Here is a 13,393-nt window from a genome sequence, read left to right as displayed (position 1 = left end):
AATAAGCAGTATAGACACTTTTATCGATGTTAAAACATTAAACGGAACTTATATAGGGTGAATAAATTCTAATCCATAATAGATTAATGTTGGTACTACCCCACCAGCAATCCATGTTCCAATTAAAGCACCTACTGCAACTAAAATCAGTATTGCTTCTAATCCGTTAGAAATCCCTTTCGTAATTGCATCTTGCAATTCTTGATAACGAAATCCTAATCTTAATCCAAGCGCAATTACTAAAAACCATGAAATAAATAGCGCTAATTGAATTGGGAGATCAAAAATCGTTTGGAAGGAAAAGACAACAGCAAGAAATAGTAATAAAAGAACTATGATTTCTAGCATCGATGGTAATCTTACACTTTTCATTTTTTTCTCTCCTTACAAGTCGATAACATGACGTATGTCGTCTTACATGTATGTAATATACAATTAGCGAAGACAAAACAAAATTTTCATATTATTTCGATTTATTTTTCCAGTATAATATATTCACAACCCTTTCTATTGTAAAAGTAGATTACGTTTTTCGCAATGAAAAATATAAAAAATGTTGTATTTTTATTTATCCCGATATTTTCGGTCAATAAGACCCTTGTATCAAAATTCAGTAAGTGCAAAGCACCTAGTTAAGAAATTAACTACTGTAAAATCCCGGATTGACATGAACGTATTAAAGTTTCACTTTATTTACAAAGAACAATCCCATACTAACTTTTTTAATATTTGCTGCAACAAAACTTTTTACAACTATCTTAACTTTTTAATTCACACGATTATTTTCTACGCAAAAAATAGGGCACACATCATAAAAATGATGCATGCCCTACCTTTATTTATACATATTTTGTATTTCTTCTTTATTTTTAAGTATTTCCTCAAACTTATCACTACACCCCTTCGGAAATAACACTCCCAGTCCATATGAATGTGCAAATTGAAAATGAGGGTACTTCGCTTTTACCTCATCCCAAAACTTATATACGCCGAAATCACCACTTCTAACTTCAATATCATGAAATAATACAATACCGTTTTTCGCGACTTTCGGTAGCCATGTATTATAATCGTGAGAAACAGCTTCATACGTATGATAGCCATCAATATGCAAAAGATTTATCGTTTCATCTTGAAACCGGTCTACAGCATCATCAAAAGTAGATCGAATTAAATTTCCTATATTAAGGTAGTTATCACTCACTACTTTTTCTACTATTTGAAAAACTCCTTCTCCATATGGACCTGTATGCCCATCTCCAGCCCAAGTATCTACTGCAAAGCATTTAGTCGATAACCCTCCATCTTTTACTCCTTGACAAAAACTGAAGAAAGAAGCACCTAGATGTGTACCTAACTCAACTAAAGTTTCTGGTTTTTCAAATCGGACTAAGTCATATGCAAAATCTAAATGTCCACTCCACGCAGATTGTGACCGAATAATAGGACTAAATGTTTCAAATTCAAATGATGGTTTATGAGTAACCCAGTTCATCGCATAACTCCTTCTGCACATATTTTTAACAAACCAAATTACTCTTATCTTTATTTTTTTATCGCCTTGATTATGATTCTATTTCATGAAAATATGAAGAATTTATTCTTTTCTATTGCGGTAAAGCATCATATACATATGGGTCAGTTGGCTTATTAATTTTCTCGATTTTGTTTACTTTTACAAGTGGAAAGACTGTTCCTTTATATGTCGTTTCATCTAATAATCCTGTTATTTTCACCCATGTTTCTTCTGATATTTTTTCAACATTTTGCCTGGTAACAATCATCCCCCAGACTGATGCATCCGCAATACAACAAGTTATGCCATATCGAGCCACTACTGCTTTATTACCCGTCACATCCTTATCCTTATATATAAACCCTAAGAATGTAATTTCTTTCCCTTTAAACCAATTAACATTTTGACCAATTACATTTATTGTTTGAACATAGTCCTTATCCTTTACTTGTAGTTTACTCTGTCCTAACATACTTTTTACTACTTGCTCTTCCGTTTTATAAGTCGTTGATAAATTTGATGTTTCTTCTGGATCAACGGATACTTCTCGCCCATCAAAATTAACCTGTTCCCCCTCTTTTTCATTCCTTTCCAGACTTCTCGCCTGTACACTTTGATTCATACCCCTTTTTCCTGCTAAACTTCCATCAATTGTTACACTTCCAAAGAGAAAAGCACTAACTATCGGAACAACAAATAAAACATATACAAAGAAACTTTTTATCCCTGATTTTGATGTTGTATGATGTTTACAACAATTACAATCATGCTGTTTCTCTCTTCCATCTCCCCAAACTTGTACAGTACCAAAAATTAAAATCACTACAAAAGCTATATACGTAAATTTAATCATTTTTGGAGCGATAAAATTATAAATATTCCCTGTTACAAGTAGTTTAAATAAGAGCATTGCTAAACCAATTAAAATAATGCCACGAATATAGCGATGATATGCCTTCTGCTCCTCTTTCTCCATTCTTTCTCACCTCCTATAACATTATGATTTGCATGATGGTATACACAGATACAATCACAATTCCTATCAAAAAGAATACAAATCTCTTTTGAAAATATGCAAATAGCATTAACGTATTTTTCATATCAAGCATAGGCCCAAACACAAGAAATGCGAGAAGTGCCTTTACTGAGAAAACATGTCCAAAAGATGCCGCTATAAAAGCATCTGCTGCAGAGCAAATTGATAAAACATAACCAAATCCCATCATAATAAAGGGGGCAATTACTTAGTTATGTGCTATTGTATCCAGTACATTCCGATCAAAAAACGTTTGAAATACACTTGCTAAAAAAGCACCAATCAATAAATACTTACCAGTATCAAAAAACTCATCTACAATATGATTCATAACATCTTTCCAACTCTTTTTTCTGCTTGTTTGAACTGAAACCTCTACATCTTTTAAAACATTTCTTTCGCGATAGCAATAATACACAATTAGACCTATGAATAGAGCAACTAAAATTGTTATCCCAAAGCGTGCATATACTACATAATCATTTTTTGGAAACGCATATACAGTAGATAAAAGAACAACTGGATTCATAATGGGTGCACTCAGTAAAATAACAATGCCTACATGAAGTGGTAACCCCTTTTGAATGAGCCTTCTTACAATTGGTATAATGACACATTCACACATTGGAAAAAGAACTCCCACAAATACTGCCGGAATCATTGCAACAATCGGAGATTTCGGCATTACTTTTTGAATCATATCTTCCGTCACAAACACTTGAATAAATGAAGAAACAATTACCCCTAATAAAATAAAGGGTATTGCTTCAAAAATGATACTTAAAAATACTGTATTCACATTCAACCATTCCTGTGGCATATTTTTGTGCAAATTTGCTAGACGTGTAAAATCTACAAAAAATAATAAAAAGAGAAACATAGCGATAAGAACTATGCCTATTAATTCTTTTGAAACTCTATTAAAGACCAAGCTTCTCGCCTCCATTTTATTTATATGTAAACATGTGCTTGTCCAAATGCTTCATACTACAGCACAAATTTTATAGTCTATTTCTATTCTTAAATCGTAATCATTATGATTTATTCTTGCTTTTTCTTTCCCCATCATTTAACATAAAACGTAATCATTACGATTTAAAGGAGAGATCATTTCATGAAAAAAGTACCTATCACTGTATTAAGTGGTTTTTTAGGATCTGGAAAAACTACCTTACTACATCACATTTTGACTAATAAGAATAACTTAAAAGTAGCTGTCATCGTTAATGATATGAGCGAAGTAAACATTGATGCATCTCTTATAAAAAAGGGTGGTTTTTCACGTACGGAGGAAAAACTAGTAGAAATTCAAAATGGCTGTATTTGTTGTACACTACGAGAAGATTTAATGATAGAAGTGAATCGTCTTGTTGAAAATGGTGATATTGACTATATTATTATTGAATCTTCTGGTATAAGTGAGCCTATTCCAGTTGCTCAAACGTTTACTTATACAGACGAAGTTCTTAACATTGATTTAACGAAAAATTGTCGCCTCGATACGATGGTTACAGTTGTAGATGCAAATAGATTTTGGGATGATTTTGCAGACGGAGAAAGTTTATTAGACCGAAAACAAGCAATCGATGAGAATGATACCCGGGAAGTTATTGATTTATTAATAGATCAAATTGAGTTTGCAAACGTAATTATTCTTAATAAAATAGATTTGCTAGAAAAAGAAGATGTGATAGAGCTTCATCATTTACTAAAAAAATTAAATCCTAATGCAAAAATTCTTGAAGCTTCGTTTAGCAAAGTACCATTACAAGAAATTTTAAACACAAATCTATTTAATTATGAAGACGCTAGTCAATCGGCCGGCTGGATACAAGAATTAAATAGTGAACACCATACACCGGAAACGGAAGAATACGGTATCAATTCCTTTGTTTACCGTCGCAAATATCCTTTCCATCCCGAGCGCCTTATGAATTGGCTAGAAAAATGGCCTTTAGATGTTGTAAGAGCGAAAGGATTCTTCTGGCTTGCATCTCGTAATAATATGATAGGACTTCTATCTCAAGCAGGTTCCTCTATTACAATTCAAGGAGCCGGTGAATGGATAGCCGCATTACCTGAAACTGAAAGAAATCAAATGATTGCAGAAGAACCAGAAGTATTGAAAAACTGGGATAAACAATATGGAGATCGAATAACTGAGCTCGTATTTATCGGTATTGATATGAATCGTTCTGTGATTGAACAATCATTAGATGATTGTCTATTAACAGAAAAGGAAATGGAACAAAAGTGGAATACATTTATTGATCCTATTCCGGCTTTTACTTATACTTCATAATAATTAATAAAAGGCTTCAGTAGAATGAAGCCTTTTTATTTTATAGCACTCTTATTTAATAGGTTTGCTTTAATTATAAATACAACTGTACCTAAAACAATTAATATAGCATATATGATACCAACTACATCACCTATTTTTTCTAAGCCAAGCGGTAATATTATAGTAGCAACTCCAACTATATAAGAAAATGCACCTGAAAGCTTCGCTAATTTATTTTTATCTCCAACAAACGTTTCTTCTTGATACCCTGCTAGCAAAAACAACCTCTTTTTCACATGTATTTGATACCCTAAAAAAATGATAAGTAACCCTACAAATAAACAAACTAAAAATCCTGCTAACATATCCTTCCCCCTCCTCTACAATATTTTACTATACATAAAAAAATTTTAGTTAGAAATTTCAGTTTATTAATAAGTCATTCTGTGATATATTGCATATTGTATTCAATTTGTATTTTTAGAAAGGAGAATTTTAGATCATATGGATTCAAATCGATTAAAAGGAATTATAATGGTCATAATCGGTGCTTGTTTATGGGGCTTGTCTGGTACAGCTGCACAACAACTTTTTCAATATGACAATGTTTCAACAGAATGGTTAGTTACGATCCGTTTACTTATATCTGGAATTATTTTGCTCATGATTTCCTCATTCGGAACGAGACAAAAAGAGATATTTGGTATTTGGAAGCAAAAATCTGATGCTATTAAAATGATTTTGTTTGGTCTATTCGGTATGCTTGCTGTACAGTATACGTATTTCGCTTCAATTAAAGAAGGAAATGCTGCCGTGGCAACATTATTACAATATTTAGCTCCTATATTCATCACTGTATACTTGCTTTTCAAATGGAATGTTCGTCCATCAAAAATTGATTTCATTTCAATTACTCTTTCATTAGTAGGCACTTTTCTCTTACTAACAAACGGGTCTGTTCATAACTTGGCTGTTTCTACACCAGCTATTATTTGGGGTATTTTATCTGGATTATCTCTCGCTTTTTATAGTTTATATTCAAAGGAATTGTTAGAAAAATGGTCTTCCTCTGTTATCGTTGGATGGGGCATGATTATTGGGGGTATTGGTGTAACGATTGTGCACTTTATTTCTACAAACGAATTCATTTTATTATCAACTATGAAATATGTAAAAATAAGTACCCTACCGCTCATCACATTTGTCGTCATTTTCGGGACACTTATTGCCTTTTATTTATACTTAGACAGCATACGATACCTGACTCCGAAAGAAACAACATTATTTGGTTGCACAGAACCACTCGCAGCTATTATTTCTTCTGTACTTATATTGCACGTGCCATTTCAATCTTTTCAGTTATTAGGCGCTTTTTGTGTCATTGTAATGGTGCTCATCTTAAGCCAAAAGCCGGATGAAGGGAAACAAAAATTAAAACTTGTTCATGCAAAAAAGGAAAATATACAATGAAAGGATTGAATTCACTATGCCTGTCCCTCAAAATTATAAAAAACCAGGAAGAATTTCAGCAAAATCACTCGTTTTAAATCAACTACAAAATTGGATTATTGAAGGTGTACTAAAGCCCAATGAAAAAATTAATGATGGGGAATTGGCTGAGGCACTAGGAGTAAGCAGAACACCTGTAAGAGAAGCACTTCAAATATTAGAGCTTTCTGGATTAGTGGAAATGGTACCAGGGCAAAAAACGAAAATTGCTCCTATTAATTTAGAAGACGTATCTATCATTTATGAAACGATGGCTGGTCTTCACTCTATTATAGGAAAGCAAGCTCTTCAAAACATTACAGACGCTGATATTCAACTACTTTCTGAAATAAATAATCATTTTCAGCACTCTATAGAGAAAAAAAATGCAAAACAAGCTTTAGAATTAGATATACAATTCCACAATACAATTTCTTCTATTGCTAAAAACCAATATATTGAACCCTTTCTAGAAAATATGCAACTTCACGTTTTACGTCTTGAATATTTGTTTTTCCAAAACTTTGTTCCAGCAAATCAATCTATTGAAGAACATCACTCTATCATTCAAGCATTACAAAAGCAGGACGAAAAACAAATGGAACAAATAATGACTCAAAACTGGCTCCGTCCCATGAAAGAAATACAAAAAATAATTTCTACGAAATAAAAAGAGATCTGGTTACACAAAATCGTAACCAGATCTCCTTTTACTAATCTATATAGTTATGCCTGAATATTTGCATAATCTTCCATATCTTCGTACTCTTTTTCCAATTCCTCTAAAGACAGCTCGTATAATTGTCGGTCGCGAATCTTAAACACACCTGCTCCAATTAACTCATCAATTAAATGCCTCTTACGATTTTCAACAGCAAAACGGAGTTGACTACTCATCTTTTAAAAAACTCCTTTCTACGATCATTGAAAATGATAATCTTTATCAATTACCACTTTTGATTATAAAAGATGACTCTTTATAAGTAAAGTAATTTCATGAAATATTTACCTTACAAAGTATTTGTGGCCACATTATATATATGTATGCCGTGCGAAAAATGTTATGACACTTTTTCTTTCATACTTTGCAAGTTGTCTCATCGTGATGAAATTCACCATCTATTTCTACTTGAATGGTGACATGTTCTACATGAAACTTCTCCTTTAATACATCCGTAGCCTCTTTTAATACACTTTGCGTTTCATTACCTTTAATAATTAAGTGGCAAGTTAATACTTGAAAATCCGATGTGACAGACCATATGTGCAAATCATGAACTTCTTTTACAATCGGAATATTTAATAATGTACTTTTTACCTCTTCAACATTTATGTGCTGTGGTGCACCTTCCATTAATATATGAACCGTATCACGTGTTACACGCCATCCACTAATAATGACTAAAATAGACACAAGAATACTAGCAATCGCATCTGCAGCAGTCCATCCGAAAAATTTAATAAGTAACGCAGCAATAATCGCTCCGACGGAACCCAATAGATCGCCTAGTACGTGCAGAAAAGCACTTCTTAAATTCAAATTCCCTTTCACATCTCCGCCTCTCATTAATATCCAGGCTGATAAAATATTAATAAGCAGTCCAAGGACTGCAATAATGAGCATCCCATTACTAGCAATCTCAACTGGTTCTTTAAAACGACGGATTGCTTCAATAAAAATGTATACCGAAATGACAATAAGAACGACACCGTTACATAATGCTGCTAACATTTCGACTCGCTTATATCCATATGTTTTCACAGTTGTTGCTGTTTTTTCTCCGAGCTTAAACGCAAGTAAACTTAAAGCTAAAGATACTGCATCACTTAGCATATGCCCCGCGTCAGATAGTAGTGCTAAGCTATTTGTTACAAATCCACCAACAACTTCTGCAATCATAAAACTTGTTGTTAGTAGGAAGGCAATTAGTAACGCCTTTTTATTTTTTGAATGACCATGATCATGCGAATGTCCCATACTTATACTCCTTTAAGTACAATATCTGTATGTTAGTATGAAACAAACTCCCCATCTTTATCCCGAATTGACCGATTGTAAACGCCCGCTTCCTCTGTATACACACTTCGCTACTTTTTAAACAATCCCTTTTTCTCAAATAAAACAAGACTACTTCTTTTTTATTTTCATATTGTTTACTAATGAAAGAATTTTTAAGGAGGTTACTTAAATGAAACGTTTATTTCTCTGTATGGAACGTGAACTTGTTGTAGTGAAAGAACAATATGATAACTATGAAACGACTTACCACTTACAAAATATGCAACCTACCTGTATCGCTGTTGATCCGCTCCACCCAAACCGTGTATATTGCGGAACATTTGGACGAGGTTTATGGTTAAGCGATGATGGTGGGGATTCTTGGCGACCAATTGGGGATTCCTATCGTTACTTTGATTTTCCTAAAGAAGATGGTATTTTGCACTCCTCTATCACTTCCATAACAATAAGCTCAAATGAACAAGTGAACGGATATGGGGTCGTTTATGTCGGCACAGAACCGAGCGCTTTATTTCGCTCTGAAAATGGTGGTGAAACGTGGACTGAACTTAAAAATATGAAATCATTATTATCTTCTTATACGTGGGCATTTCCGCCTAGACCTTTTACCCATCACGTACGCTGGATTACAGTTGACCCAAACAACCCTAATACAATACACGTTTCAATCGAAGCTGGTGCTGTTATTCAAAGTAATGATAAAGGGCATACATGGATTGATAAAAAATTCGGTGCTCCTATCGATGCTCATCAATTACTTATGCACCCTGAAGCACCAAATCGTCTTTATGCATCATGTGGTGACGGATTTATGGGCGGACCTGATCGTGCTTATCTTGAAAGTTATAACAATGGAAACAGCTGGATCTCATGTAGTGAAGGACTTGAACATCATTATTTATACAGCATGGCAATTGATCCAGCTGATTGTAATACGATTCTAGTTTCTGCCGCGCCAAGTGCTGATCTCGCTCATCACCGTATCCCTTATGAATCTTATATTTATCGAAAAACGAAAGATACTCCTTTCCAGCAAGTACAACAAGGACTACCATCTGCAATCGGTACAGTCATTTCGATGTTTGCGACAAACAAGGCTGAACCACATACGTTTTACACGTTAAATAACAATGGCGTCTTTCAATCCAATGATAGCGGCGAATCGTGGGAACAACTAAATATTCCGTGGAAAGATGAATATAAAACGCAGCATCCGCATGCATTGCTCGTTACTAGTTCTTAACGAAAAAGAGACTGCCTAAATGATTTTAGGCAGTCTCTCTTTTATTTCTTTAAATCAATGACAATATCATCTAACACAATATCTTTACTCTTCGCTTCTTTTTTCGGCACTTCTATTTTCTTCTCTTTCCCATTCACATACTCTACTCCACCATGATTTTCAGGTGTATGTACTCGCAAGTGCACGCGAGGTGTAACGATAAGCTTTGTTGCATTTTCGTTTAGTTTTTGGAAGGTGGCACTCCAACTACTTTTATGTGGCTCTGCTACTGTACTACTTCCGCCATTTCCTTCACCAGTATAATGATTTCCTAAATCATCTTTTATTTCTAACTCAACATCTGCACTATCCCACATACTTCTTAACGCCTTAGATTCTTCTTGATTGTAAAAAACGATAAAGGACATCGGGGTTACTTCCATTTTGTTTATATTTACTTTTATTAATTCATTTTCAGAACTTCCTTTAAGTTTCACTTCTTTACTGTCCATCGCATTTAAAGAAAGCGCAAAATTCCAGTTCCCTTTAATTGATTGTGTTCCATCTACTGTTTCTATCTTATCTATCTCCCACTTGACATTTGCAGCATCCATTTTTATACCATCAACATCAGTTGCTGTACTCATACCTACGTATTTCTTGTCATCCACTTTTGTAATTTTAGAACTACCAGTCGTACCATTAAATCCGGCAATTTGTAAAAATTCTATTACATTTGGATTTTCTCCTAAATCCTTATCACTTTCAATAGAATATGTTATCGTTACAGTTCTTCCATTAAAAACAGCATCATTGAGTGTAATCTTAATCCCATTACTCTCTCTCGTCATATTCAACTCAGTCGAAAATTCTTTATAATTTTCATATAACCCTGTTCTACCATTATCTAAAAATCGGAATATGTCACCGACAATTGGCAATCCCCCCGCATATGTAGGAAATCCGATACCGAGTGTTGCAACTGATAATCCTACTAAAATAGATGCAGCAGCGACACCTTTTTTCCACCTTTTCATCTTTTTCTTCGTACGTATCGATTGTTTTACATTTCGTTTTACTTTTTCTTTTTCAATTTCAGAAGCCTCAATTTCTTCTAGTTCTTTTTCGTCTATATCAATATCATTTAATAGTTCATAAATGTCTTTCATATTGCACTACCTCCAAAACTAATATTCGTAGCATTTTGTTGTAGTTTCTTTTTTCCACGGTACACACGATTATCGATCGCTGCCCGAGTTAACCCTAACTTATCTCCTATTTCTTCTGTCTTCATACCGAGAAGATATTTCATAATGAACACCTTTTGATCTAACGGTTCTAATTGATTAATGAGCTTCAATAATTCTTCCCTATCTTCCATAACAATTAATTCGTCTTCTGCTGATTTTTCTGTACTGATATAAAACTCATCTGAAATGATTTCTACTGTTTTAGTCGATTTTCGGTAATAATCAATTGCTTTAAACTTCGCAATCGCTGCAATCCACTTTTTAAAATCACTCGGCTCTCCATGAAATTTATTTGCGTTATTCCAAATGGAAAGAAATATATCGTTTATACATTCCTCTATGAGTCCATCATTTTGAATGGGAAGTAGAACTTTATGCGTGATCCCCTTTATGAGTGGTAAGTATGTATCGACAACAAATTCTAACGCGTCTTCTTTTTGCCGCTGTAATCTTTTTATAAAATTTTTCTCATTTGATTTCATGTAGCGATTCCCCTTATATTTTTGTAAAAGCTTTTACACCCTATATAACGTCTGAGAAAATTTTTTCTCTCATCTTTTTTATTTTTTGTATGTAATGGAATACTTTCCCTTAGCCATTGTCTCACATAACTATGCGTTCAAAGAAAATTTTCTCAAGTCTGTAATTTAATTCATGTAGTACACTATTTATATAGTCATTTTTTAACTTGGTGTACATTTTATTTCATTAATCTACTATTTTAATTTAGGAGATGAGATATGTATGTGTGGAATTACAGGTTGGGTAGATTGGAAAGAAGACCTTTCAAATCAACATGTTATTTTAAAAAAGATGGCAAATAGTATCCAGCATCGTGGTCCGGATGCTGAAGGATTTTGGTTTTCACCTCATGCGGCCTTTGCACACCGGCGTTTAATTGTAATTGATCCAGAAGGCGGGACACAGCCGCAGACATTCCGTGCTGGTGATTATACGTATGCTCTTACTTATAATGGAGAAATTTATAATTTCCGTGAACTTAAAGAGCAGCTTCAAAAATGTGGGCATGCATTTGAAACCCATTCAGATACAGAAGTATTACTACATGCTTATTTAGAATGGAAAGAAGACTGCGTACGACATTTAAACGGAATTTTCGCTTTTGCCTTATGGGATGATCAGAAGCAACAATTGTTTTTAGCACGAGATCATTTAGGTGTAAAACCACTCTTTTTTACAGAAAGAAATGGCAGTATTATTTTCGGCTCTGAAATTAAAGCATTATTAGCGCATCCATCTGTCCCTGCTGAAATTGATGCGGATGGAATAAATGAAGTATTTGGATTAGGCTTATTTCGCACTCCAGGATGTGGCGTCTTTAAACATATTCAAGAAGTACGTGCTGGACATTCTATAACATTTACACGTCATAAAAAAGTAGTTACGAAGTATTGGAATTTAGAAAGTAAGTTCCATACAGACTCTATAGAAGATACATCTTCGCATATTTTATCTATTTTACAAGATACAGTAAAAAGACAATTAATTGCCGATGTTCCTCTCGTTTGTATGTTATCAGGCGGATTAGACTCTAGCGGTATTACTGCACTTGCGGGTAAAGAATTTGCTGCTGAAAATAAAACACTTCATACGTATTCTGTTGACTTTGTAAATAGCGCAAAAGATTTCGAACTGACATTTGCTCGCACTGGTTTAGATGCACCTTGGGTAAAACGCGTTTCTGAACATGTCGGGACAGCGCATCATGATATTATTGTGAATGCTGAAGAATTAGCAAATCAATTATTCGTTCCCCTTCATGCAAAAGATTTACCGAGTGCTGGTGAAATGGAAACTTCACTATATTTACTATTTTGCGAAATGAAAAAAGATGCGACCGTAGCTTTATCCGGCGAATCGGCTGATGAAGTATTCGGTGGATATCCTTGGTTTCATCAAGAAGAACTACTATATGTAGATAAGTTTCCTTGGCTAACAAATTGGAAAAATACATCTCCTCTTCTACTAAATGAAGTAAGTAGCCAATGTAATCTAGAAGACTATATTGATACACGATTCCAAGAGGCGATACTTGAAGTACCTACTCTTGAAGGCGAAAGTAAAAAATCCGCGAAACAACGTCAAATGTTTTATTTATTTTTAACACGATTCCTTCCTTTCTTACTTGACCGTAAAGATCGCATGAGTATGGCTGTTGGATTTGAAGTTCGTGTACCGTTTTGTGATTATAGATTAGTTGAATATTTATGGAATGTTCCTTTCAACATAAAAAGTATTGATAATATTGAAAAAGGCATTTTACGTAGAGCACTACAACCAGCTTTACCTGACGATGTACGCAATAGAAGAAAAAGCGCTTATCCAACTTCACAAGATCCACTCTACTTACAAACAATCCGTAATTTAACACTTGATATGTGTAACAATAAAAACAATCCTATTTTCTCACTTATTAACCATTCCATCTTACTTTCAATTGCTGATCAAAGTAATAAAGAGATTAACAATTTTGAGGCAAGAAGTGCCATGGAGTATATGCTACAAGTAAATGAATGGTTGAAAACATATCACATCCATATTGCTTAACAAAAAGGA

The 13,393-nt window shown here is 33.9% G+C and carries 12 protein-coding genes and 2 pseudogenes; 5 read left to right on the top strand and 9 right to left on the bottom strand.

Features of this window, described 5'->3' with window-relative positions; translation table 11 throughout:
- Positions 1-54: 54 nt before the first annotated feature.
- From ACODS7_RS06235 to ACODS7_RS06220, 4 genes and pseudogenes are all read right to left on the bottom strand, one after another.
- Positions 55-372, bottom strand: a pseudogene (locus tag ACODS7_RS06235) (Na+/H+ antiporter NhaC); the annotation flags it as partial.
- 463 nt (positions 373-835) lie between these two features.
- Positions 836-1,495 carry a class I SAM-dependent methyltransferase gene (locus ACODS7_RS06230; RefSeq protein WP_001104670.1) on the bottom strand — a complete coding sequence of 220 codons (660 nt, stop codon included), beginning with the start codon at positions 1,493-1,495 and terminating at the stop codon, positions 836-838.
- A gap of 112 nt (positions 1,496-1,607) precedes the next feature.
- Positions 1,608-2,492 (bottom strand): TIGR03943 family putative permease subunit, encoded by an 885-nt coding sequence (locus ACODS7_RS06225; protein WP_243168303.1) that lies wholly within the window; start codon positions 2,490-2,492, stop codon positions 1,608-1,610.
- A gap of 13 nt (positions 2,493-2,505) precedes the next feature.
- Positions 2,506-3,483, bottom strand: a pseudogene (locus tag ACODS7_RS06220) (permease).
- 183 nt (positions 3,484-3,666) lie between these two features.
- Here ACODS7_RS06220 and ACODS7_RS06215 point away from each other — a divergent pair.
- Positions 3,667-4,854 carry a GTP-binding protein gene (locus tag ACODS7_RS06215; RefSeq protein ID WP_016082139.1) on the top strand — a complete coding sequence of 396 codons (1,188 nt, stop codon included), beginning with the start codon at positions 3,667-3,669 and terminating at the stop codon, positions 4,852-4,854.
- A 35-nt stretch (positions 4,855-4,889) separates the two neighbouring features.
- On the opposite strand, the gene ACODS7_RS06210 is transcribed toward ACODS7_RS06215, so the two are convergent.
- The gene (locus ACODS7_RS06210; protein ID WP_098628979.1) at positions 4,890-5,201 is read right to left on the bottom strand and encodes a DUF3784 domain-containing protein; all 312 of its coding nucleotides are present in this window, start codon (positions 5,199-5,201) and stop codon (positions 4,890-4,892) included.
- A 139-nt stretch (positions 5,202-5,340) separates the two neighbouring features.
- Between ACODS7_RS06210 and ACODS7_RS06205 the strand changes: the two genes are divergently transcribed.
- Positions 5,341-6,306: a DMT family transporter gene (locus ACODS7_RS06205; protein WP_016082141.1), complete on the top strand. Its 966-nt coding sequence runs from the start codon at positions 5,341-5,343 to the stop codon at positions 6,304-6,306.
- Positions 6,307-6,322: 16 nt separating this feature from the next.
- Positions 6,323-6,994 carry a GntR family transcriptional regulator gene (locus ACODS7_RS06200; protein WP_098629019.1) on the top strand — a complete coding sequence of 224 codons (672 nt, stop codon included), beginning with the start codon at positions 6,323-6,325 and terminating at the stop codon, positions 6,992-6,994.
- Between the two features lie 56 nt (positions 6,995-7,050).
- Here ACODS7_RS06200 and fbpA read toward each other — a convergent pair whose 3' ends face one another.
- On the bottom strand, positions 7,051-7,221 hold the full coding sequence (fbpA, locus tag ACODS7_RS06195; protein ID WP_000098302.1) for a Fur-regulated basic protein FbpA: 171 nt from the start codon (positions 7,219-7,221) through the stop codon (positions 7,051-7,053).
- Between the two features lie 181 nt (positions 7,222-7,402).
- A complete protein-coding gene (locus tag ACODS7_RS06190; protein ID WP_048565284.1) occupies positions 7,403-8,302 on the bottom strand; it encodes a cation diffusion facilitator family transporter in 900 nt (299 codons plus the stop codon).
- Positions 8,303-8,513: 211 nt separating this feature from the next.
- On the opposite strand from ACODS7_RS06190, the gene ACODS7_RS06185 reads away from it, so the two are divergent.
- The gene (locus ACODS7_RS06185) at positions 8,514-9,587 is read left to right on the top strand and encodes a WD40/YVTN/BNR-like repeat-containing protein (protein WP_029441936.1); all 1,074 of its coding nucleotides are present in this window, start codon (positions 8,514-8,516) and stop codon (positions 9,585-9,587) included.
- A 41-nt stretch (positions 9,588-9,628) separates the two neighbouring features.
- Here the strand turns inward: ACODS7_RS06185 and ACODS7_RS06180 are convergent, their stop codons facing one another.
- Positions 9,629-10,735 carry a DUF4179 domain-containing protein gene (locus ACODS7_RS06180; RefSeq protein WP_029441935.1) on the bottom strand — a complete coding sequence of 369 codons (1,107 nt, stop codon included), beginning with the start codon at positions 10,733-10,735 and terminating at the stop codon, positions 9,629-9,631.
- Positions 10,732-11,298: a sigma-70 family RNA polymerase sigma factor gene (locus ACODS7_RS06175; protein ID WP_016122244.1), complete on the bottom strand. Its 567-nt coding sequence runs from the start codon at positions 11,296-11,298 to the stop codon at positions 10,732-10,734. Before ACODS7_RS06175 ends, ACODS7_RS06180 begins: the two co-directional genes overlap by 4 nt.
- A 262-nt stretch (positions 11,299-11,560) precedes the next feature.
- On the opposite strand from ACODS7_RS06175, the gene asnB reads away from it, so the two are divergent.
- Positions 11,561-13,384, top strand: coding sequence for an asparagine synthase (glutamine-hydrolyzing) (gene asnB / locus ACODS7_RS06170; RefSeq protein ID WP_098628980.1), 1,824 nt, complete (start codon positions 11,561-11,563; stop codon positions 13,382-13,384).
- Positions 13,385-13,393: the final 9 nt, after the last annotated feature.

The sequence above is a fragment of the Bacillus sp. FG16 genome, assembly GCF_057809515.1.
Note: the sequence above shows the minus strand (reverse complement) of the source record. Positions and strands in the feature narration are given on the sequence as shown.

What these genes read in the sequence shown, in the direction of transcription:
- ACODS7_RS06210 (WP_098628979.1), bottom strand. Translation starts at nt 5,201, where the DNA reads ATGTTAGCAGGATTTTTAGTTTGTTTATTTGTAGGGTTACTTATCATT.
- ACODS7_RS06185 (WP_029441936.1), top strand. Translation starts at nt 8,514, where the DNA reads ATGAAACGTTTATTTCTCTGTATGGAACGTGAACTTGTTGTAGTGAAA.
- ACODS7_RS06200 (WP_098629019.1), top strand. Translation starts at nt 6,323, where the DNA reads ATGCCTGTCCCTCAAAATTATAAAAAACCAGGAAGAATTTCAGCAAAA.
- asnB (WP_098628980.1), top strand. Translation starts at nt 11,561, where the DNA reads ATGTGTGGAATTACAGGTTGGGTAGATTGGAAAGAAGACCTTTCAAAT.
- ACODS7_RS06190 (WP_048565284.1), bottom strand. Translation starts at nt 8,302, where the DNA reads ATGGGACATTCGCATGATCATGGTCATTCAAAAAATAAAAAGGCGTTA.
- ACODS7_RS06205 (WP_016082141.1), top strand. Translation starts at nt 5,341, where the DNA reads ATGGATTCAAATCGATTAAAAGGAATTATAATGGTCATAATCGGTGCT.
- ACODS7_RS06215 (WP_016082139.1), top strand. Translation starts at nt 3,667, where the DNA reads ATGAAAAAAGTACCTATCACTGTATTAAGTGGTTTTTTAGGATCTGGA.
- ACODS7_RS06180 (WP_029441935.1), bottom strand. Translation starts at nt 10,735, where the DNA reads ATGAAAGACATTTATGAACTATTAAATGATATTGATATAGACGAAAAA.
- ACODS7_RS06175 (WP_016122244.1), bottom strand. Translation starts at nt 11,298, where the DNA reads ATGAAATCAAATGAGAAAAATTTTATAAAAAGATTACAGCGGCAAAAA.
- fbpA (WP_000098302.1), bottom strand. Translation starts at nt 7,221, where the DNA reads ATGAGTAGTCAACTCCGTTTTGCTGTTGAAAATCGTAAGAGGCATTTA.
- ACODS7_RS06225 (WP_243168303.1), bottom strand. Translation starts at nt 2,492, where the DNA reads ATGGAGAAAGAGGAGCAGAAGGCATATCATCGCTATATTCGTGGCATT.
- ACODS7_RS06230 (WP_001104670.1), bottom strand. Translation starts at nt 1,495, where the DNA reads ATGAACTGGGTTACTCATAAACCATCATTTGAATTTGAAACATTTAGT.